24 protein-coding genes are annotated in these 20,683 nt (G+C 68.5%); 6 read left to right on the top strand and 18 right to left on the bottom strand.

The genetic code is table 11. The annotated features are described in order from the left end of the window. On the bottom strand, positions 1–500 hold a 500-nt coding region (locus ACOJSF_RS03060; RefSeq protein ID WP_420140760.1), incomplete at its 3' end, for an SPFH domain-containing protein. Between the two features lie 108 nt (positions 501–608). Between ACOJSF_RS03060 and ACOJSF_RS03065 the strand changes: the two genes are divergently transcribed. Next, on the top strand, positions 609–1,550 hold the full coding sequence (locus ACOJSF_RS03065; protein WP_420140761.1) for a diguanylate cyclase: 942 nt from the start codon (positions 609–611) through the stop codon (positions 1,548–1,550). A gap of 1 nt (position 1,551) precedes the next feature. Here the strand turns inward: ACOJSF_RS03065 and fliR are convergent, their stop codons facing one another. The 15 genes from fliR to ACOJSF_RS03140 all read right to left on the bottom strand — a co-directional run bounded on the left by fliR (position 1,552) and on the right by ACOJSF_RS03140 (position 13,786). Further along, positions 1,552–2,334, bottom strand: coding sequence for a flagellar biosynthetic protein FliR (gene fliR, locus ACOJSF_RS03070; RefSeq protein ID WP_420140762.1), 783 nt, complete (start codon positions 2,332–2,334; stop codon positions 1,552–1,554). An 8-nt stretch (positions 2,335–2,342) separates the two neighbouring features. After that, positions 2,343–2,624: a flagellar biosynthesis protein FliQ gene (gene fliQ / locus ACOJSF_RS03075; RefSeq protein WP_420140763.1), complete on the bottom strand. Its 282-nt coding sequence runs from the start codon at positions 2,622–2,624 to the stop codon at positions 2,343–2,345. Further along, a complete protein-coding gene (gene fliP / locus ACOJSF_RS03080) occupies positions 2,624–3,367 on the bottom strand; it encodes a flagellar type III secretion system pore protein FliP (RefSeq protein ID WP_420140764.1) in 744 nt (247 codons plus the stop codon). Before fliP ends, fliQ begins: the two co-directional genes overlap by 1 nt. Before the next feature lie 154 nt (positions 3,368–3,521). Further along, entirely contained in the window at positions 3,522–3,800 is a 279-nt protein-coding gene (locus tag ACOJSF_RS03085) for a FliO/MopB family protein (RefSeq protein ID WP_420140765.1), read from the bottom strand. Further along, positions 3,797–4,117 (bottom strand): flagellar motor switch protein FliN, encoded by a 321-nt coding sequence (gene fliN / locus ACOJSF_RS03090; RefSeq protein WP_420140766.1) that lies wholly within the window; start codon positions 4,115–4,117, stop codon positions 3,797–3,799. Before fliN ends, ACOJSF_RS03085 begins: the two co-directional genes overlap by 4 nt. Before the next feature lies 1 nt (position 4,118). Continuing rightward, on the bottom strand, positions 4,119–5,084 hold the full coding sequence (locus tag ACOJSF_RS03095; protein ID WP_420140767.1) for a flagellar motor switch protein FliM: 966 nt from the start codon (positions 5,082–5,084) through the stop codon (positions 4,119–4,121). Then, positions 5,081–5,653, bottom strand: coding sequence for a flagellar basal body-associated FliL family protein (locus tag ACOJSF_RS03100; RefSeq protein WP_420140768.1), 573 nt, complete (start codon positions 5,651–5,653; stop codon positions 5,081–5,083). The genes ACOJSF_RS03095 and ACOJSF_RS03100 overlap by 4 nt, the downstream gene beginning before the upstream one ends. A gap of 13 nt (positions 5,654–5,666) precedes the next feature. Then, positions 5,667–7,046 (bottom strand): flagellar hook-length control protein FliK, encoded by a 1,380-nt coding sequence (locus ACOJSF_RS03105; RefSeq protein WP_420140769.1) that lies wholly within the window; start codon positions 7,044–7,046, stop codon positions 5,667–5,669. Beyond that, on the bottom strand, positions 7,039–7,398 hold the full coding sequence (locus ACOJSF_RS03110) for a hypothetical protein (RefSeq protein ID WP_420140770.1): 360 nt from the start codon (positions 7,396–7,398) through the stop codon (positions 7,039–7,041). The genes ACOJSF_RS03105 and ACOJSF_RS03110 overlap by 8 nt, the downstream gene beginning before the upstream one ends. A gap of 62 nt (positions 7,399–7,460) precedes the next feature. Then, positions 7,461–8,786: a FliI/YscN family ATPase gene (locus ACOJSF_RS03115; protein WP_420140771.1), complete on the bottom strand. Its 1,326-nt coding sequence runs from the start codon at positions 8,784–8,786 to the stop codon at positions 7,461–7,463. Continuing rightward, a complete protein-coding gene (locus ACOJSF_RS03120) occupies positions 8,783–9,421 on the bottom strand; it encodes a hypothetical protein (RefSeq protein WP_420140772.1) in 639 nt (212 codons plus the stop codon). The genes ACOJSF_RS03115 and ACOJSF_RS03120 overlap by 4 nt, the downstream gene beginning before the upstream one ends. Next, positions 9,414–10,451, bottom strand: a complete 1,038-nt coding sequence (gene fliG / locus ACOJSF_RS03125) for a flagellar motor switch protein FliG (RefSeq protein ID WP_420140773.1) — start codon at positions 10,449–10,451, stop codon at positions 9,414–9,416. The genes ACOJSF_RS03120 and fliG overlap by 8 nt, the downstream gene beginning before the upstream one ends. Then, on the bottom strand, positions 10,444–12,150 hold the full coding sequence (fliF, locus tag ACOJSF_RS03130) for a flagellar basal-body MS-ring/collar protein FliF (RefSeq protein WP_420140774.1): 1,707 nt from the start codon (positions 12,148–12,150) through the stop codon (positions 10,444–10,446). Before fliF ends, fliG begins: the two co-directional genes overlap by 8 nt. A 3-nt stretch (positions 12,151–12,153) precedes the next feature. Then, a complete protein-coding gene (fliE, locus tag ACOJSF_RS03135) occupies positions 12,154–12,507 on the bottom strand; it encodes a flagellar hook-basal body complex protein FliE (protein ID WP_420140775.1) in 354 nt (117 codons plus the stop codon). Between the two features lie 13 nt (positions 12,508–12,520). Continuing rightward, the gene (locus tag ACOJSF_RS03140) at positions 12,521–13,786 is read right to left on the bottom strand and encodes a sigma-54 interaction domain-containing protein (RefSeq protein ID WP_420140776.1); all 1,266 of its coding nucleotides are present in this window, start codon (positions 13,784–13,786) and stop codon (positions 12,521–12,523) included. Between the two features lie 235 nt (positions 13,787–14,021). Here ACOJSF_RS03140 and ACOJSF_RS03145 point away from each other — a divergent pair, with 235 nt between their 5' ends. The 5 genes from ACOJSF_RS03145 (at position 14,022) to ACOJSF_RS03165 (ending at position 17,615) form a co-directional block, all read left to right on the top strand. Beyond that, positions 14,022–14,840, top strand: a complete 819-nt coding sequence (locus tag ACOJSF_RS03145; RefSeq protein WP_420140777.1) for a flagellin — start codon at positions 14,022–14,024, stop codon at positions 14,838–14,840. A gap of 100 nt (positions 14,841–14,940) precedes the next feature. Continuing rightward, positions 14,941–15,882 carry a cation diffusion facilitator family transporter gene (locus tag ACOJSF_RS03150; protein ID WP_420140778.1) on the top strand — a complete coding sequence of 314 codons (942 nt, stop codon included), beginning with the start codon at positions 14,941–14,943 and terminating at the stop codon, positions 15,880–15,882. Positions 15,883–15,884: 2 nt separating this feature from the next. Continuing rightward, on the top strand, positions 15,885–16,352 hold the full coding sequence (locus ACOJSF_RS03155; protein WP_420140783.1) for a low molecular weight protein-tyrosine-phosphatase: 468 nt from the start codon (positions 15,885–15,887) through the stop codon (positions 16,350–16,352). Continuing rightward, positions 16,349–17,152, top strand: a complete 804-nt coding sequence (locus tag ACOJSF_RS03160) for a fructosamine kinase family protein (protein ID WP_420140779.1) — start codon at positions 16,349–16,351, stop codon at positions 17,150–17,152. The genes ACOJSF_RS03155 and ACOJSF_RS03160 overlap by 4 nt, the downstream gene beginning before the upstream one ends. A 43-nt stretch (positions 17,153–17,195) precedes the next feature. Then, entirely contained in the window at positions 17,196–17,615 is a 420-nt protein-coding gene (locus ACOJSF_RS03165) for a DUF983 domain-containing protein (protein WP_420140780.1), read from the top strand. Here ACOJSF_RS03165 and ACOJSF_RS03170 read toward each other — a convergent pair. Together ACOJSF_RS03170 and flhA are read right to left on the bottom strand one after the other, a co-directional pair. Further along, positions 17,596–18,336 (bottom strand): FliA/WhiG family RNA polymerase sigma factor, encoded by a 741-nt coding sequence (locus tag ACOJSF_RS03170; RefSeq protein ID WP_420140781.1) that lies wholly within the window; start codon positions 18,334–18,336, stop codon positions 17,596–17,598. The two genes, ACOJSF_RS03165 and ACOJSF_RS03170, sit on opposite strands and share 20 nt — an antisense overlap. Next, complete coding sequence (gene flhA, locus ACOJSF_RS03175) at positions 18,333–20,456, bottom strand: flagellar biosynthesis protein FlhA (protein ID WP_420140782.1); 2,124 nt, start codon at positions 20,454–20,456, stop codon at positions 18,333–18,335. The genes ACOJSF_RS03170 and flhA overlap by 4 nt, the downstream gene beginning before the upstream one ends. Between the last annotated feature and the right edge of the window lie 227 nt (positions 20,457–20,683).

A 20,683-nucleotide genomic window follows, 5' to 3' on the forward strand; every position in this document is an offset into this window, starting at 1 on the left:
TCGGCGGGCGGGCGGATGTCCTTCACCTCGACCCGCGTGATCTTCACGCCCCACGATTCGGTCGCATGGTCGACCACCGACAGCAGGCGGGCGTTGATCTCGTCGCGCTTCGAGAGGGTCTCGTCGAGGTCCATCGATCCCCTCACCGTGCGCAGGTGGGTGGGGGTCAGTTGCATGATCGCGACGTAGATTTCGGAGACTTCGTAGGCGGCCTTGGCGGCGTCCAGCACCTGGAAGAAGACCACGCCGTCGACAGAGACCATCGCATTGTCGCGGGTGATGATCTCCTGCCCGGGGATGTCGAGCACCTGTTCCATCATGTTGATGCGCCGCCCGACCCGGTCGACGAAGGGCACGATCAGGTTGAAGCCGGGCCGCGCTACGACGGTGAAGCGCCCGAAGCGCTCGATCGTGTACTGATAGCCCTGACGGACAACGGTCACGCCGGCAAACACCGCAAAGATCGCGAGCAGCGCCAGCGCCGTAAAAAAATAGAGCATGGCCGCGCCTTTCCCGTTGGTCGCACAGATATGCGCCTGAAACGATCCGGTTCAATCGCAATCGTGCCGCACGCTTAAGGGCGCGGTGTGGGATCCGTTATCCTGATCGTGCGGTACGATCCCATCTCCTCCGATGCCCGCGTCCGATGTCGCGGCTGGCTCCGTTTCCTGTTTGGGCAGGAGGAGGGGCCGCCCGTCCCGCTGCCGCCCCCGCCCGATCCGCTGCTGGTGGGATCGGCCGAGTTTGTCGATCTCGCGGTACTCGCGGCGCAGCTGGCCGAGTTGATCGGTTCGGCGCGCGAGCGACTCGACGGGGCGGTGGCGATGGTCGACCGCTCGGCCAACGACGCAGCGGATTATGGCAAGGCATTGTCGCGCGAAGCCGAGGCGATCGGCGCACAGGAGCTGCCCGCCGATACCGTCGCGGCGCTGCTGAACGTCACGCGGGCAATGATCGACCGGACCGAGTCCGCGGAGGAACGTCTGCGCTCGACCAACGCCGAATTACGCGCGTTGCAGCGCGACCTGAGCATCGCGCAGGAAAGCGCTGAGCGCGATCCGCTGACCGGCCTGCTCAATCGCGGGGCCCTTCAGCGCGCGCTCGTCCGCGCAATCGAAACCGCGCGGCAGACCGAGGCCGCATTGTCGGTGGCCTTCTGCGACATCGACGATTTCAAGCGGCTCAACGACATTCACGGCCATGCCGTCGGCGATCGCGTGCTGCGGCTGGTGGCCGATGCGCTGGCGGAGGAGGCCGACGACAACACCTTCGTCGGACGCCAGGGCGGCGAAGAGTTCGTTTTGCTGTTCGAGGGGAGCGGCGTGCTGGAGGCAGCGGCGCGCGTCGACGCGGTCCGGGAGGCGCTGAGCCGCCGTTTCCTCCGTTCGCGTTCGGACGGGGCGCCGATCGGGCATGTCACCTTCTCGGCCGGCGTGGCCGGACTGGCGCAGGGCGAGGGAGAGGAGGAAGTCCTCGATCGCGCCGACCGCGCGCTCTACCGGGCGAAACAAGGCGGGCGAAACCAGGTGATGATCGATACGCCTGACTAGATCAGCGCCCCCCTGCGATGGTCCGCGCCTGTTCCAGTCCGCTTTCGATCGCGCGGGTGATGCCCTCGCCGATCGCGGGCGCGGCGATCGCGATCAGGACCAGGCCGGCGAGCAGGGTAGCGGGCAGGCCGACCGCGAACAGGTTCATCGTCGGCGCCGAGCGGGCGAGCATCCCCATCACGATCTGGACAAGGATCAGCGCGAAGCCGACGGGCAGCGCGATCGCAAACCCGGCGGCAAGCATGTCCCCGCCGAACAGGACAAGGCCGTGCACGCTGTCGGCCCCCAGCCACGCCTGTCCCATCGGGAGCGTGCGATAGCTGTCGACTAGGATGGTGGCGAGCGTCAGATGTCCGTTGATCGCGAGGAACAGGAAGGTGCCCAGGATCGAGAGCAACTGCGCGAGCGCGGGCGTCGGCGATCCGGTCTGCGGATCCATCATGCCGGCGAAGCCCAGGCCCATGGCGTTGCCCACGATTTCACCCGCCAGCATTGCGGCGGAGAAGCCGATCTGGACCGCGAAGCCGAGCGCCAGGCCCGCCAGCGCCTCGCCGATCACCAGCGCGATGCCGGCGAAGGAGGCGATCCCGCCGGGCGGAAGCTGAAACGGCACCACGTTGAGCGCGGCCATCCCGATCGCCACCGCCACCACGAAGCGGAGCTGGATCGGCACCGACGTCATCCCGAACAGCGGCGCGGCGAAGAAGGCGGCGCCGGGGCGGATCGCAGCGAGAAGCAGCAGCCAGAGGTTCGCCTCCAGATCGGCGAAGGCGGGCGGGAACATCGGTGCGCCTAACGCACCACGTCGGGGATCCGCGCGAACATGTCGCGGGTGAAATCCGCCACCAGCATGAGCATCGCGCCGCCGAACAGGACGAGGCACAGCCCGACCACGATCAGCTTGGGCACGAACGAGAGCGTCGCCTCGTTGATCGAGGTCGCGGCCTGGATCATGCCGAGGATCAGCCCCGCCACCAAGGCGGGGATCAATACAGGCGAGCAGGCGAGCGCCAGCACCCACAGGGCCTGCTGCGCCACGCCGATGAAATAATCGGGGGAGGCGGCGGTCTCCATCAGTTGAAGCTCGCCGCGAGGCTGCCCATCGTCAGCGCCCAGCCATCGACAAGAACGAACAGCAGCAGCTTGAACGGCATCGAGATGATCGCGGGGGACAGCATCATCATGCCGAGCGACATCAGGGTGGACGCCACCACGAGGTCGATGATCAGGAACGGCAGGAAGATCAGGAAGCCGATCTGGAACGCGGTCTTGAGCTCGGACGTGACGTAGGCGGGGAGCAGGATCGAGAAGGGCACATCGGACGGCCGTTCGAAGCGCGGCGCCTTGGCCATGTCCGCGAACAGCTTGAGGTCGGTCTGCCGCGTCTGGCGCATCATGAAGCCGTGGAGCACGTTTCCGGTGCGGCTGATCGCCTCCTCGATCGGGATCTGGCCGGCGCCGTAGGGTGTATAGGCGACGCGATTGATCTCGGTCACCGCAGGCCGCATCACGAACAGCGACAGGAAGAGGGCCAGCCCGACGAGCACCTGGTTGGGCGGGGTCTGCTGGAGGCCGAGCGCCTGCCGCAGGATCGACAGCACAATGATGATCCGCGTGAAGCTGGTCATCATGAGGAGCAGCGACGGCAGCACCGTCAACAGGCTCATCAGCAGCAGGATCTGCAACGACAGCGACAACGGCTGCCCGTTCCCGCTTACGGCGCGGAGCGCGCGATCGATCCCGCCCGTGGCAGGCGGGCCGGGCGGGGCCGCGATCTGCGCGAAGGCGGGGTGTGCCAGCAGGACTGCGAGCAGCATCGCGACAGCAAGGAACAGCGCCGTCCTAAGCCCTCTCCCTTGAGGAAGAGGGTTGGGTGAGGGTGTTCGGGTCGAGGGGGGAGTAACCAGCTGTAGCGCGCTTCCTCTCACCCCGACCCTCTCCCCACAGGGGAGAGGGAGGTTCAATGCCGCCTCACTCATCGGGCAGCGAAAAGCTGGGTGCCTCGGCCTCGGCGATCGTGTCCACGCGGCCGCGCGACACCGCGATCAGGAAGCGGCGGCCCGAAAATTCGATCACTGCGATCCGGCTCATCGGCCCCAGCGGCACCGCGTCGATCACCCGGATCGCGCGCTCGCGATTGCCGAAGCGCATCCCCGGCTGGAGCCGCCGGTAGAGCCACAACGAAAGGACCGCCAATCCCGCCACCAGCACCAACATGACGAAGAGCTGGAGGAGGTAGGCGCCCATCATGTCCGTCGTTCAATCCCCGACAGCCGCGCCTCGGTGGCGGCCACGTCCACGACCCTTATGCCGAACTTGCCGTCCACCGTCACTACCTCTCCGCGCGCCACCAGAGTGCCGTTGACGAGGATGTCGAGCAGCTCGTTCGCCTGTCGGTCGAGCTCGACCACCGAACCTTCGGCGAGATCCATCAGTTCGGCAAGGCGCAGGCTGGTCGATCCGACCTCGACCGACAGGCGCAGCGGAATGTCCGCCAGCAGGCGATAGTTGCGCGCGCCGGCAAGGGCGTCGTTCGCGAGCGCGGGCGCATCAATCATGTCGCTCATCCTAAAGCTGTCCTACCTTTTCGATCATGAGCGCGGCGCGCCCGTCCTGTTCGCCAATCACGCCGAGCGCGATCCGCTGCGCCCCCGCGAGCAACGGCGCGCGCGAGGGCAGGGTGATGGGGACGACGTCGCCGGGCTTGAGCGCCAGCAATTGCGCGACCGAGATTTCGGGACGCGCAAGCACGCTTCGCACAGGCAAGGTCACGTCCTGGAGCGCCTGTCCAAGGCGACGACGCCACGCATTGACGGCGTCGGTATCCTCGACTGGCATGCTCGTCGCCAATTTCTCCTCGAGCGGGCGGAGCATTGCCAGCGGATAGAGGATTTGGATCTCGGCATCGCCTGCATCGCTGGCGATCGCAAACCGCTGGATGACGACCGCTTCGTGCGGACGGACGAAGTTGAGCATGTGCGCGTTCGATTCCTGCCCCGCGGGGGCGGCGTCGACGGGCACGACCTCGTCCCAATGCTGGACCAGCACGCCCGACAGCCGGTCGAGCAGGCGGCGCAGCAGCAACTCCTCGCTGGGGGTGAATTCGGTCGCGCGCGTGGGCCTGTGTGCGCCTGGCGCGCCGCCGTAGAAGCTTTCCACAAGCCGCGCGATGAAATCGGGGTCGATCGCGATCAGCATGCCGCCCTTGAGCGGATGAAGACGATAAAGCGACAGGCTCATGAAAGCGGGCAGGCGCGCCTGCCACTCGCGATAGTCAATCGTTTCGAGCGGTGTCGTGCTCACCCCGATCCGGCCGCGCAGGATCGGTTCCAACGCGGGCTTGAGCGCACGGGCAAGCTTTTCGCCCATCCGCTCCAGCCCGGTCAGGTGCTGCGCGGGGCGGAAGCTGTCGCGGCCGAGCGCGAAAGGCCGGGCTTCCGCGCGGCGCGTCGCGAACGGCGCGTCGGGCATGTCGCCGCCGGGCTCATCGAGGAGCAGCGCCGGATCGGCCGAGGCGAACGGGGCGCCCGTCATTGGATGATGAAGCTCGTGAAATAGACGTCGTCGATCCCGCCGAAACCCTCGCGCTGTTCCAGCACGTGGTTGATCGCGCCGACCAGACGCTTGCGCAGCGCGGCCTTGCCCTCCGGCGTGTTGAGCGCCTCCGCATCCGAATCGGCAAGCACGCCCAGTACCGCAGAGCGCACCGGCATCTGGCTATCCTCCAAATGTTTGACGACCTTCTCGTCGTAGAAGGTCGACACGCCGAGCCCGAGCTGGAGGAAGCCGTCCGTGTCGCGCAGGTTCGAGGTGAAGGGCTGTTCGATCGCGAAATAGGTCGATTTGTAGACCTCGGGATCGACCTTTGCGCCTTCGGGCAGGTCGGTCGGACCGTGCGCGCCCTCCTTCAGCAAGAGCTTCGGGCGATGGGGATCGACCTTATGCCCTTCATCGCCGCCGACCATGCCGCTGCTCGCTGCATAGAGGCCTGCGCCGACGCCGCCGCCGAGAAGGAGCAGCGGCATGCCGACCAGCAGGACGAGCCTCTTCACCTTGCCGCCCTTCTTCTTCGGCGCACTGGCCGCGGCCTTGTCGTCGCTCATCGTCGCTCCCCCCTTAAGCATAGAGCGCGTCGGGCTGCCCCGACGCGGCGGGGTCCGACCCCGGCTCATCCGCCGGGCTACGCGAAAATGGTTGATGAGCGGTTGAGGATTGGCGGTGCTGGCCGGATTGCGCGTTGGCCTGGCCCTGCCCGTGCGATTGCGTCTGGGCCTGACCCTGATCCGATCGGGGCGAATTGTAGCTAGTATTGTCCGGGCGCAGGTCGACCTGCGCGTCGGCGATCTTCAGGCCGTGCGCGCGTGCCTCCGCAACGAGCTGCGGCTGGTGGTCGGCGAGAATGTCGTGTGTCGCTTGCGTGTCTGCCGTCAGCCGGATGGCGGCGCCGTCATCGGTCGTGGCGATGGCGACCGCCAATGTGCCGAGATGGGGTGGCGAGAGCGTGAAATTCATCGTGCCCGAGCCCGAACCGCTGCCCGCCGCATGCGTGATGTCGCGCGCAAGCGTGTCGAGCCAGAGCCCGTCGCGGGCGATGACCAGCTGACGCGCGATGCCGATGTCGGCCGCCGGGGCGGCGGGTGCGATTCCGATTCCCGGTTCGGCCATGTCGGAGCCGAGACGCTGCTCCAATCCAACGGCGGTCACGTCGGTGCGTGGCGAGGCATCGAGCACGAACGCCGCCGGAACGGGCGCCGGGCGCCCGCTGTCGATCTGCGGGGCCTTGGCCTCGGATGTCTGCGGGAGGTGGGCCGCCGGTTTGTCGGTTTGGAACACCGCTGCGCTGGACGGCCCATGCTGCGGAGGGGCGTCAGGCAACCTCTGCGATTTCGGCCATTGTTTCGTCTCGGCGAGGAAAGGCTTCAGGACATCGGGCAGTATCGGAGTGTCCGCCTCAAGCTGTTCCCCCGCGTCCTGTCGCGGCGAGACGGCCGGCGACGATTTGATGGGCGGCGGCGTCGCGTTCGTCTGGTCGGGCAAAGTCGCGCCGGGGCTTGCGATCGCCGCGCTTCCCGCCAGAAGCTGCGCGCGGCGTGATTGACCAGTCTCCTCGGGTGCCTTCGTTACCGGAGTAGCGACGGGCGTCGGAGGCGGTGCGAGAGCGAGGGCCAGGATGGCGGTCGGGCCGGCGGCGATCGCGCTTTCCAGCGCGTCGTCGGTTTCCGCCTCGGCGGGCGCATCCTCGCTAGTAAAAAGCAGCGGGGTAGTCTCCGCCACCGGGACCTCGCCCAGTATTTGGGGAATCGCGATAGGGGACGGCGCCGTGGACGGCATTACGGCCGGCGCCATGACCGGCGCAGCCAGCGTGGCGAACAGGGCGCCGAAGGGGTCCGCCGGCGCAAGTTCGGCCGACTCTGCGACGCCCGGCGCGGGCATGGTCGCCACTGCCGGGAACGGGACTGCGGCGGGGCCGCCGACCGCGAGTGCGACGTCAGCCACGGTCCACCTCCTTGCGAGTGCGATGGCGGATGCCGGCCATCATGCGTTGTTCGATCATCTGTTGAAGCTCAGCGACGGCGCGCACCTGAAGCCGCTCCGCACTTTCGCGCGCGATATCGGCGTCGCGCCGCATCTCGGCCTTGGCCAGAGCGGTCGCGCGCGCGGCGTCGAGCGCGTGCGTTAATCCATCACGCACAGTGTCGAGCCGCAGGCCGAGCTCCCCGGCATTGCCGAGCGCCGCGCCGCTGGTGAGGCCGGCCGCGACCGACAGGCTTGTCCGCAGCGCGACGAGCCGCGCGGCATTGCTCTCCAGCTGGACGACCTTGCCCTCCGCGTTCGCGGCTTCGCCCACGGCATGGCGATGTTGAACCTCTCGGACGCGTGTGATCCGGGTGCGGCGATGGGCAAGTGCTGTCATGCGCCGAAGCTATCGATCAGTTGGGTAACCGAGACGTTAAGGTTGACTAGGCGATGCTGATCCTGGCGCAGAAAATCGAGGATCAGCGGCATGTGCGCGATCGCGGCGTCGATCACCGCGTCGCTACCCGCTTTATATGCGCCCATAAGGATGAGGTCGCGATTTTCCTCATACACCGACCAGAGCCGGCGCAGCGTCCGCGCGGCGGCGGCGTGATCGGGCGCGACGATATCGCTCATCACGCGGCTGAGCGACTTGCCGACGTCGATCGCGGGGAACACGCCTTGCTCGGCCAGTCCGCGCGACAGGATGATGTGACCGTCGACGATCGCGCGCGCGGTGTCGACGATCGGATCCGACGTATCGTCCCCGTCGGCCAGAACGGTATAGAGCGCGGTGATCGATCCGCCGGTGCGCAGGTCGACGCCCGCACGCTCGACCAAGCGCGGGATCAGGCCCAGCGCGGAGGGCGGATAGCCCTTCATCGTCGGTGGTTCGCCCAGCGACAGGCCGATCTCGCGCTGCGCGTGCGCAACGCGGGTAAGGCTGTCGATCAGCAGCAGCACGCGCTTGCCCTGGTCGCGAAAATACTCGGCAATCGCGGTCGCGCGCATCGCTGCGCGAAGGCGCAGGATCGGGGGGTGATCGGCCGGTACCGCGACCACCGCGGTCTTGTGACGCACGCCGTCCAACTTGGTGGCGAGAAAGTCCGCCACCTCGCGGCTGCGTTCGCCGACCAGCCCGACGACGATGACGTCGGCAACCGCGCCTTGCAGCATCTGCCCCATCAGCACCGACTTGCCGACGCCCGATCCGGCGGCGATCGCGATCCGCTGGCCGACGCCGGCGGTGAGCAAGGCGTTGATCGCGCGCACGCCGAAATCGAACGGCGCGGTCACGCGGTCGCGATCTAGCGGGTTGGAGCGGCGCCCGGCGAGCGGCCAGCGCGCGGCGGTGGCGATCGGCCCACGACCGTCGATCGGATTGCCGAGCGCGTCGATTACGCGGCCGAGCAGCGCATCGCCCACATCGACGCTGGTACCGCGCCGATCGGGCTCGACCCGCGCGCCGCAGGCGTGCGGCGCATCGGCATCGAGCGCCATCAGCAGAGTACGGTCGCCGCGAAAGCCGACCACCTCGGCCAGTGCGCCATGCCCGTCCGCGTCGATTACCCGCGCGTTCGATCCGACCGGCTCGCGAAAGCCCGTCGCCTCCAGCATCAGGCCATCATAAGCGGCAAGGCGGCCGATCCGGCGCGGCCCCCCGGCATCGAGGTCGATCGCGTCGAGCATCGCCGCCGCGCGCGCGGCAAGACCGCTCATTGCGGCGCGCCGAGCTTGTCCAGCGCCGAGCGCAGCCGTTCGAGCCGGATGGCGGGACTGTCCTCAACCCAGCCGGCGGCGGTGTCGAGGATGATCGTTCCCGGCGCGAGCAGGGGATCGCCGACGACAGCGACCGCGAAGTCGCAGCCGGTGAGCCGGGCGGCATCGGTCGGGTGAAGGCGCAGACGTTGGGGGGCCGTCTCCTCCGCGACTGCGGCGGCGACGGCCTGGCAGCGCGCGGCGAGCGTTTCGGCATCCACTGCGACCTCGCCCACGATCTGCGCGACCAGCCGGCCGACCGCGCTCGCGAGGACGCCCGCCAGGCCGTCAGACTCGGCGGGGTTGAGTGCTTCCAATCCCTGCGCGAGGCGGCGGAGCGCGTCGCGTTCTTCCGCCAGGGTGGCGTCGGCCTGGCGTCGGCCCTCGGCCAGTCCGGCCGCATAACCCTGTGCGATCAGGGCCTCGGCATCGGGGGCGGATTCGGAATGCGCCAGCGGATCGTCGTTCGCGCCGCCCCAGCGCGCGAAGCCGCCGGGTTCGTTGGCGGCGCGCGCGGAGAAAGCCGATACGGTCGGGCGGGTCCAGACCGGGACGCGGTCGGCGCCTGCAAAGAATGCGGCCGTCGCCTCAGACATAATCGTCGTCCTTTCCACCGAGGTTGATCGTGCCGTCGGCGGCGAGGCGGCGGGCGATGGCGAGGACTTCCTTCTGCGCCTCCTGCACCTCCGCGAGGCGCATCGGCCCCTTGTCGGCGATCGCGTCCTGGATCGACTGCGCCGCGCGGCTCGACATGCAGCCGAACATCTTGGTCCGCAGCCGCTCGTCCGCGCCCTTGAGCGCGACGACCAGGATTTCGCCGTCGACCGAGCGCAGCAAGGTGCCGAGATTCTTGTCGTCGAGCGCCATCAGATTGTCGAACACGAACATCTCGTCCTCGATCGAGCGGGCGAGGCCGCGATCGAGCTTCTGCAGCGCCTTGATGATGCGCTGTTCGGCGGTCTTGCGCGTGTTGTTGACGATCTGGGCGGCTTCGTTGGTGCCGCCGCGCCGCGTCGCGCCGCTCGCCTTCGCCGGCGAGACCGGGCGGAGCAGCAGCTCCTCAAGGTCCGCGATCGCTTCGGCCGTGACGGGGCCGAGCGTCGCGACGCGATGGATCAGGTCGGGCTGCATCGTCTCGGGCATCGCCTGCAGCACCTCGGCCGCGACGGGCGGCTCGAGGTGCGCGAGCACCAGCGCCACGATCTGCGGGTGTTCGTGTTCGACCAGCGCGCTGATCGTCGCGGCGTCCATCCACTTGAGCGCGTCGAGCCCGTTCGATCGCGCGGGCGGCATGATGCGTGCGAGCATGTTCTCGCCGCGCTCCTGGCCGAGCGCCTTGTGCATGATGCCCCGGATCTGGCGGTCGGCGCCGAAACCGATGGCGGTACGCGCGCGGGCACGGGCGACGAAGCCGTCGAGCACGCCGTGAACCTGCGGCTCGCTCACGTCGGCGACGTCGAACATCGCGGCGCCGAGATGCTGGACTTCCTGCGGATCAAGCCGGGCGATCAGCTGCGCGGCCTCCTCTTCGCCCAGCAGCATCAGCAGGATCGCGGCGGCGCGGCTGCCCTCGGGCGCCGGGACGGCGGTGTCCTCGGGGGCGGGGGCAAGTGCGGCGTCAGCCATTCTGTTCGGCCCCCCCCGGCATGTCGGCGCGGATCAGGTCGCGCACCACCAGGGCAGCGCGATCGGGATCCTGGCGGACGAAGTTGCGGATCAGCGCGGCGCGGTCGGCATAAGCCGGCGCGGCCTCGATCATGTCCAGCGTCACCGGGCGATCGGGATTTGCGGCGGCCTCGCTCGCGATCGCGGCGGCGATCTCGCCACCGATCGCGGCGTTGCGCTGTGGCGCCTGGGCGGCTGCTTCGGCCGCCGCATCCTTCGCGGAGGCGCGCTTCTTCATCAGCGGCCGGACCACCCCGAAGAAAGCGAGCAAAGCGATCACCACGCCGGCGGCATTGCGGCCGACCATCGCGATCCAGGGCGCCTCATACCAGGGCGGGCCTTCCGCCGCCGCCGGCTCGACGAACTGGCGCGAGGATAAAGCGAACTGGTCGCCGCGCCCTTGGTCGAAGCCGACCGCGCCCTTGATCAGCTGTTCGAGCTGCGCCAGCTCGGCCGCCCCGCGCGGCTTGGCCCCCTGCTTGAGCGCGACCGCGACCGACAGGCGCTTCACCGTGCCGACCGGACTGCGCGTGACCGAAACCTCGCGCCCGAGCTGGAAGGTGCGATCGAACTGTTCGGACGTCTTGCCCTGATTGGCGGCGGCGGTGGTGCCGGCCTGCGCGCCCGGGACCGGCGGCGTCAGCGTCTGATCGGGCTGGGTCGAGACCTGCGCAGCGGTCGGCGGCTGGTTGGCGATCGCGCCGGGGATGCCGCCGGGCTGCTGGGTTGACCCGTCATTGGCCCATTCACCGCGTTCGGCGGCGAGCACCGCCTGATCCTTGGGATAGGTTTCCCGCGTCGCCTGAACCTCGGCGAAGTCCAGATCGGCATGGACCTCGGCCGTGAAGCCCTCGACACCCACCAGCGGCGTCAACAGTTTGGCGAGCGCATCCTTGTAACGCTGCTCGACTTCGGTCTGCAGGCCGAGCTGACGGTCACCGACCGCGTCGCCGCCCTTGCGCGACAGCAGCTTGCCGGTCTGGTCGACGACGGAGACATTGTCGGGCGACAGACCCGGAACCGAGGTCGCGACAAGGTTGACGATCGCCTGCACTTGGCCCTCGGACAGCGCGCGGCCGGCGCGCAGCGTCAGCATGACCGAGGCGGAGGCGGGTGCAGAGTCGCGCACGAACACGCTCGGCTGCTCGGCGGCGAGATGGACCTTGGCGGTCGCGACCGCATCAATCGCCTCGATCGTGCGGGCAAGATCGGTTTCGCGCGCGGTGCGAAGGCGCTCTCCCTCGACCGCGCGGCTCGCGCCCATCGGCAGCGAGGCGATCACCGCATCGCCGCTCGGCGCGCTCTTGGGCAGGCCGGCCTGCGCCAGCAGCATCTTAGCGCGGTAATAATCGCCGTCGGACACGGTCAGTGCGCCGGTATCGCGATCGATGACGTACTTGATACCCGACGAGGTGAGCGTGTCGGCGACGGCGGCCTTGTCCTGATCGCTCAGACCCGCGAACAGGTCCCGCTGCGGTCCGGCGGACAGCGCCAGCCACGCCAGCACCGCCACCAGGATCGCGGCAGCGACACCGATCAGCGGCAGGCTCTTCGCCACGGCGGGCTGGCGGCCGAAGCTCTTGACGCGTTCGAGCACGGCGCCCGCGGAGCCGTTGGCGGACCCGCCGACAGGGACGGGGAGGGTGGATGCGTCGCTCATCGATTAAACCGGCATGCTCATGATGTCCTTGTAGGCGGACAGGAGTTTGTTGCGGACCTGCAGCGTCGTCTGGAACCCCATCGACGCCTGTTCGCGGGCGAGCATCACCGAGGCGATGTCGGTGGTTTCGCCGCGCATGTAGGCGTTGGTCGCGCTCTCGGCGCCGGACTGAAGCGCGCTGACGCTGTCGAGCGCGCTCTTCATCGCGCCCGCGAAGCTGCCACCCTGCGCGCCCGCCGCCGCGTCGGTGCCGCCGATCGGCTTGGCGGCGTCGGTCGCGGCCTTCTGCAGCGCGCTATTCTGCTGGAGGATCGCGCTCCGCATCTGGAGCAGCGAGGCGGGGGTGATCGCGCTCATCGTCTATCCTTCCTCATGCCGCCGCGCGCATGTCGGCGAGGCGGTAGCGTAGGGTGCGTTCGCTGATGCCCAGTCGCTCGGCTGCGCGCGTGCGATGTCCGCCCGTCGCGGCCAGTGCCTCCTCGATCGCGGCGAACTCGGAGCGCCGCGCCGCATCGGCCAGCCGCGCGGGAGCAGCGGGGTGCTGGGCGAACGTCGGCGCGGGGCGCACGCTCTGTGCCGCCGCCAGCGTGCCCGCCTCGATCGTCAGGTCGTCCGCGTCGATGCGATCGCCCGTTCGCAGCAGCATCGCGCGCTGGAGTACATTCTCCAGCTCGCGGACATTGCCCGGCCAGCCGTGGCGCATCAGCCGGTCGATCGCGGCGTCGGTCGGCCACGGGAAGGTTTCGCCGGGATTGTGATGGCGCATCATCAGCGTGGCGGTGATCGCGCGGACGTCGAGCCGGCGTTCGGCGAGCGGCTTCAGCATCAGCGGCATGACGTTGAGCCGCCAGTAAAGGTCGGCGCGGAAGCGACCCTCGGCAACTTCGCTCGCGAGATCGCGGTTGGCGGCGGCGACGATCCGGACGTCGATCGCGACCGGCTTGGTCGCGCCGACGGGCAGAACTTCACGCTCCTGGATCGCGCGCAGCAGCTTGGCCTGGAGCGCGAGCGGCATTTCCGCAATCTCGTCGAGCAGCAGCGTGCCCCCGTCAGCCGCGCGGAACAGACCCTCGCTTGCGCCCGCCGCGCCGGTGAATGCGCCTTTCTGGTGGCCGAACAGCATCGCCTCCAGCATCGATTCGGGCAGCGCCGCGCAGTTGACGGCGACGAACGGGCCATCGGCACGGTTCGATCGGGCGTGGAGGAAGCGGGCGAGCCCTTCCTTGCCCGTGCCGGTCTCGCCCAGCACCAGCACGGTGGCGTCATGCGCCGCGATCCGCGCTGCTAGCTGGAGGAAGGCGGCACTCTCGGGCTCGCCGCAGGCCGGCCGGCCCGCGGGGCGGACCAGCTCGGCGATCAGCGCGTGCGCGAACGCCATGTCGGCGAAACCGAACCCGAGTTCGGCCGGAAATCCGTTGGCGGCGGGCGAGAAGGAGGGCGCGCCGTCACGCAGGTCGATCAGGATATCGCCATGACGAGCGGCGGCGCGTTCGGTCGACGCAATGATGCGGATCATGCCGCGCGGCGCGGGATCGGTCGCCGCGATCCGTTGCGGAGCAAGGCCCAAGCTCGCCAGCCATGGGCCGAGCGCGGCGTCGATCGCGGCGGCACCCGCGCTAAGTCCCAGCTGGCTCATCAAATCCCCGGATGCGTTTTTGCCCCGGGGCGATGGTTACCCGCCAATTAACTGAAAAAGTCTTAACGCGCGCGGGCCTGCGATACGCGCGGAGGCCGCGCGCAAGGGGGGAGGGGGCGCCCGCGGCTACGAATTTTTCCTGATTAAAGTCAGCCGGGGTCCTGCCGTTATCGGTGACGAGGCGGGAACAGGACCGTGTCCGGATCGCCTGGATTGAGCGGGAAAGGAACACAAAGTGGCTGTTATCAACACCAACGTCGCCGCGCTGCGCGCCCAGAACGGTTCGCGCATGGCGGACGCCCAGCTGCAGACGGCGATGGAACGCCTGTCGAGCGGCAAGCGCATCAACGGCGCGAAGGACGACGCCGCCGGCCTCGCCATCGCTTCGTCGATGACCGCGCAGATCCGCGGCATGGGTCAGGCGGTGCGCAACGCGAATGACGGCATGTCCATGTCGCAGACCGCCGATGGCGCTCTCGAAGAAGTCACCAACATGTTGCAGCGTATCCGCGAGCTGGCGGTGCAGGCGTCGAGCGGCACCTATTCGGACGACGATCGCGAAAATCTGCAGACCGAAGTCGACGAGCTGGTCAGCCAGATCGACGCGATCAAGACCAATACCAAGTTCAACGGTGTCGAGCTCTTCACCGGTTCGGCCGGCTCGGGCGGCACGGTCACCATCCAGACGGGCTCCTCCTCGTCCGATACGGTGGACATCGACCTGGCCGAGCTCGACCTCGATGATCTCGAGGATGTCGACCTGTCGGAGGCTGATGACGCCAAGGATGCGTTGGATACGGTCGACGATATGCTCAAGACCGTGGCGACCAAGCGCGCCTCGCTCGGCGCGGCGCAGAGCCGGCTCCAGTCGGTGGTCAACAACCTGTCGAGCAACATCACCAATCTGACCGACGCGCGATCGCGGATCGAGGACGCCGATTTCGGGGCGGAAACGACCAACCTCGCCAAGGCGCAGATCCTGGCGCAGGCATCGACGGCGATGCTCGCGCAGGCCAATCAGAGCGCCCAGTACGTGCTCTCCCTGATCCGCTGATCGAAACATCGATCCTTCGGGCGGACAAGCCCCCGGCGCCTTCCCCCCCGGCGCCGGGGGCTTCTTCCTTTTTGGGCCTCGTCCGCTCTAAAAGGGGCGCATGGGCACGCATCACGGCCACGATCATGCGCATACGCATGGGCATTCGCACGACGGTCTGGGCCACGATCACACCGCCGGGGCTAGCGCGCGGGCGCTGACGATCGCTTTGGTTCTGAGCGGCACGGTGCTGGTGCTGGAGGTGGTGGGCGCGCTGCTGTTCAACAGTCTCGCTCTCTTGTCCGACGCGGCGCACATGCTGACCGATGTCGCGGCGCTGGCGATCGCGCTGCTGGCGATTCGGATCGGCCAGCGTCCTCCCGACGACCGGCGCACCTTCGGCTATAAGCGGCTGGAGATCCTGGCGGCGGCGTTCAATGCGCTGCTGCTGGTCGCGGCCGCGATCTACATCTTCATCGAGGCGATCGGGCGATTCCGGGCGCCCGAGCCGATCGCGGCGGACGGCATGCTGTGGGTCGCGGTCGCGGGGCTTGCCGCCAATCTCGTCGCGATGCGTCTGCTGATGGCGAGCCGGGGCGAGAGCATCGCGGTCCGGGGGGCCTATCTCGAGGTTTGGGCCGACGCGATCGGATCGGTCGGCGTGATCGCGGCGGCGCTGTTGATCCGCCTGACAGGCCAGGTGTGGATCGATCCTCTCATGGCCGTCGCGCTGGCCCTGTGGGTGCTGCCGCGTACCTGGGCGCTGCTGCGCGATACCGTCAATGTCCTGCTGGAAGGCGTGCCGCGTGGGCTCGATCTCGCTGAAATCCGCCGTGCCATCGCAGCCGAGCCCGATATCGAGGATGTCCACGACCTGCATGTCTGGTCGATGTCGACCACCGACGTGAACGGATCGGTGCACGTCGCACTCGCCCCAGGCGCGGACGGCGAAGCCGTGCGGCTGCGGGTCGAGCGGCTGCTCGACCAGCGGTTCGGCATCGGACACGCGACCATCCAGGTCGAGCGCGACCCCTGCGCCGCGCACGATCGCCCGCACAATTGAGGATGCTCGCCGCGCCATCCGTCCTGTTCGTCTGCCTCGGCAATATCTGTCGCTCGCCGCTGGCCGAGGCTGCCTTGCGTGCTCGGGCGGCGGGGGCGGGGCTCGACCTGCTGGTCGATTCCGCCGGCACCGGCCCGTGGCATGTCGGCGAGCCGCCCGATCCGCGCTCGCAGGCGACCGCGCGGGCGCATGGGATCGACATTTCGAACTATCGCGGGCGCCAGGTGAAGCCCGAGGATTTCCGCCGCTTCACCCATATCTTGGCGCTGGACCACGACAATCTGGCCGGCCTGCGCCGGATCGCGCCGGCCGACGCCACGGCGGAGGTCGGCCTGTTGCTCGATCACGTGCCGGGTCTTGCGGGGCAGGCGGTCGCCGATCCCTATTACGGCGACGATGACGGGTTCGCGACGACCTGGGCGCAGGTGGACGCCGCGGCCCGCGCGCTGGTGACGCGCCTCACGGCATGACAGACATCGCCGCCGCCGCCGCGGCACTGCTCGGGGTCGAGATCCGGGAGGCGCGCCCGCTTGCCGGCGGCGATCTGTCTGCCGTGGTGCTCCTCTCGCTTGCCGACGGGCGGTGCGCGGTCGCCAAGTCTGGCGAAGGCGCCCGCCGCGAGGGCGCGATGCTTGCGGCGATCGCCGCCACCGGCGTGCCCGCGCCCGCCGTGCTCGCGGTCGAGGACGGACTGCTGGTCATGGAGCATGTGCCTGCCGCCGGCGTGGTGAGCGACGCGTGGGACGATCTGGCCCGTGCCCTCGGTCTGCTCCACGCGGCGCAAGGGTCGGCTTACGGCTGGGATGCCGATCATGCGTTCGGGTCCGTCCTCATCGCCAATGCTGTCACCGACGACTGGCCCGCTTTCTGGGGCGATCGGCGCCTGAGGCCCCAGATCGCGCATGTGGATACCGATCTCGCCCACCGGATCGAGCGGCTCGCCGACCGATTGGCCGATCTGCTGCCGGCGCATCCGCCACCATCACTGCTGCACGGCGATCTGTGGGGCGGCAATGTCCTGGCGGCCGACGGCCATGTCGCGGCGCTGATCGATCCCGCCTGCTATTACGGGCATCGCGAGGTCGACGTGGCCATGCTGACCTTGTTCGACGCGCCGCCGCGCGCCTTCTTCGATGTGCTCGATCTGGAAGCCGGATGGCAGGCGCGGCTGCACATCTATCGACTGTGGCCGCTGCTGGTTCATCTCCGCTTGTTTGGATCGCAGTATCAGGGGCCGGTCGCGAAGGCGCTGGCGACATTGGGGTATTGATGCGCAAGCTGCTAGTGGCGGGTGCCGCTAACGGGAAAAGTGCATGACCGAAGTCACCGATGAACGCGAATGGCCACGCCTGGATCCGGTTCGCACGGGCCTGCGCGGCCGGTGTCCGCGCTGCGGGCAGGGGCGGCTGTTCGACGGCTTTCTGACGCTGCGTGAGGGGTGTGACGTCTGCGGCCTCAGCTATGCCTTCGCCGACCCGGCGGACGGCCCGGCCTTCTTCGTGATCTGCTTCGCCTGCGTGCCGGCGGTCGCTTTCGCCCTGTTGCTGGAGATTTTCGTCGAGCCGCCCTTCTGGGTTCACCTGCTCACCAGCCTGCCATTCCTGCTTGTTACCTGCATTCTGCCGCTGCGCCCGCTCAAGGGCTGGCTCACCTGCAGCCAGTACTTCTTCAAGGCGCGTGAGGGGCGGATCGTGCGGCCGGGCGACGGGTCCGTCAGTCCGCCCAGTCCCTGAGGCTGTTGCGCAGCCGGTCGAGCGCCGCCTTCTTGATCTGGCAGATGCGTGCGGCGCCGACGCCGAGCACCTCGCCGATTTCCTCGAGGTTCAGTTCCTCGACGAAATAGAGCTGGAGCACCATCGCCTCGCGCTCGGGAAGCTCGGAAATATTGGCCGCGAGCGCGCGGGCCAGTTCCTCGCGTTCCAGCGTGTCGTCGATGCGCTCCTCCACGTCGGCGAACCACATCGACTGGTCCGAATAGACCTCGTCAATCGATTCCTGGCGCACGGCGATCGCAGCGTCGGCCATCGCGCGATATTCGGCGGGCTCCAGACCCATGGCGCGCGCGATCTCCGCCTCGCTGGCAGTCCGGCCGAGCTCGCTTTCCAGCCGCGCGATCGCGGCGTTGATCGCTTTGCGCTTCGCCATTCCCGATCGGCACAGGGTCGCATGCCGGCGGAGATGATCGATCATCGCGCCCCGGATCCGCATCGACGCATAGGTGGAGAAAGCGTGGCCGCGATCCTCGTAGCCGTTCGCCGCTTCGACCAGCGCGACCATCCCGATCTGGACCAGATCCTCGACATCGACCGCGCTGGAGACGCGCCCGTGGACGTGCCAGGCGATCTTTCGCACCAGCTTCATGTGACTGCGCGCCAAAGCGGCGGGGTCGGGGCGAGCGGGGCGGCGCTGATAGGTCATCGCGCCGTCGGCGGGAATCTGCACAGCGAGGTTCATGCCGCGGTCTCCATGTCACGCGGGGGCAAGCCCGGGGCAGGGGGCATGCCGGCGTTGCTGCCGATGATCGCCATCACCTCGACTGCCTTGCCGTCGGGAATTTCGAGGAAGGACATGATGGGGGTTTCCGGCAGATGGGGTTTCAGGAGCCGCGCGATCGCACGCCGCGCGAGCGGCGAGGTGACGAGCGCGAAGCGCGTGGCGGTGGCGAGCAGCGGGCCGGCGGCTTCGTTGACCGCCGCGATCACGCGCTGCGCGAGCGCCGGCTCGAACGGGTGCGCGGCGCCCTGACCGACGCGCACCGCCTGGGTCAGCAGCCCTTCGAGTTCCGCGTCGAACGTGACGACGGGCAGCGGCATGCGCACCGGCACGATCGTCTGCACGATCAGCGCGCCGATCCGCTGGCGGACCGCCTCGTTGAGCGCGTTCGGCTCCAGCGTCTCGCGCGCGGCGTCGATCATCGCTTCGGCCACGCGGCGGAAATCCTTGAGCGGCACGCCTTCGCCCAGCAGCGCGCGACAGGCGGCGGCAAGCTGCGCGAGGCTGAACGGCTGCGGGGTCAGTCCAGCGACGAGTTGCGGCGAGCTGTCCTTCAGCGCGTCGAGCAGCTTCTGCGCCTCGTCCATCCCGAACAGATCGGCGGCAGATTGCGCCACGAGCTGGTTGAGGTGCGTCGCGATCACGGTCGCGGCATCGACCACGGTATAGCCCGCGACGATCGCGTCGCCGCGCATCTCGGGCCGGATCCAGACCGCGTCGAGCCCGAAGCTGGGATCCTTGACCGCGCGGCCCTCGACCTTCGCAATCAGTTCGCCTGAGTCGAGCGCGAGCAAATCCTCGGGCCAGCATTCGTCCTCCCCCACGACGATCCCGGCGACCGTAATGCGATAGCTGTTGGGGCCGAGCGCGAGATTGTCGCGCACGCGCACCAGCGGCACGACGAAGCCGAGCTCGCGGCTCAACTGGCGGCGGATGCCGGTGATCCGCGCCATCAGCGGCGCACCCTTGCGTTCGTCGACCAGCCCGATCAGCCCGTAACCGAGTTCGAGGCTCCGCGCCGCGCCATCGGACACTTCGTCCCAGCCGATCTGCGCGGGGTTGGCGGGGGCGGCCTCGGGCTCGGACGTGGCGGGCGCGGCCGCCCGTCCCTTGCGCAGCGTCCAAGCGATGCCGCCCGCGACCGCCGCCGCCGGCAGCATGATGAGGTGCGGCATTCCGGGCAGGATGGCGAGGAAGCCGAGGATCGCGGCGACCGGCGTCCACGCCTTGGCCGACCCGAACTGGCTGGTGATCTGGCTGGACAGATCGAGCGGGGAGGAAACGCGCGTCACGATCGCGGCGGCGGCGATCGACAGCAGCAGCGCCGGCACCTGCGCAACCAGCGCATCGCCGATCGCCAGCTGGAGATAGGTCGACGCGGCCTCGCCCATCGAAAGACCGTGGCTAACCACGCCGAGCACGCGGCCGCCGAGGATGTTGATGACGAGGATCAGCACGCCCGCGACCGCATCGCCCTTCACGAACTTGGACGCGCCGTCCATCGAGCCGTAAAAGTCTGCCTCCGTCGCGACCTCCTGCCGCTTGGCCTTGGCTTCATCGGGGGTGATGAGGCCGGCGTTGAGGTCGGCGTCGATCGCCATCTGCTTGCCGGGCAGGGCATCGAGCGTGAAGCGCGCCGACACTTCGGACACGCGGCCCGCGCCCTTGGTGATGACCACCAGGTTGATGATCATCAGGATACCGAACACGAACAGACCGACCGCATAATCGCCGCCGATCAGGAAATGGCCAAACGCCTCGATGACGTGGCCTGCCGCCGCTGGGCCGGTATGGCCGTCGACGAGCACGACGCGCGTCGACGCGACGTTGAGGGCAAGGCGGAGCAGGGTGGTGAACAGAAGGACGGTCGGGAAGGCCGAGAAGTCGAGCGGCTTGGCCGCATTGAGCGCGACCATCAGCACGGCGAGGCTGACCATGATGTTGGTGATGAAGCCGAGATCGAGCACGACGCTCGGCACCGGTACGACCATCAGCCCGACCAGCATCAAAGTGGCGAGCGGCAGGATCGCCCCCTTGGCCGATCCGATCCAGATGCTGCGATTGAGTGCCTTGGTCGCCATCTCTAACCCTCGTCGTTCAAGGGTGAAATAAGCAAGGGTCGTGCCATTTTGATACGGTATGTCACGAGATGTTACGCCGGCATCAAGCCGTCAGGCGAGCGTCCCGTCGCGCGTGTAAGCATGCGCACGCGGCTGACCCGCGAGCGTTACCAGCCGGTCGAGCTTGCGGCGATTGAGGTCTGACAGGCGGTTGACCAGGCCTCGCGTCGCGCCGGCGAGGTCGAGCG

Source organism: Sphingomonas sp. (assembly GCF_048594985.1).
Taxonomy (GTDB): Bacteria; Pseudomonadota; Alphaproteobacteria; order Sphingomonadales; family Sphingomonadaceae; genus Sphingomonas_I.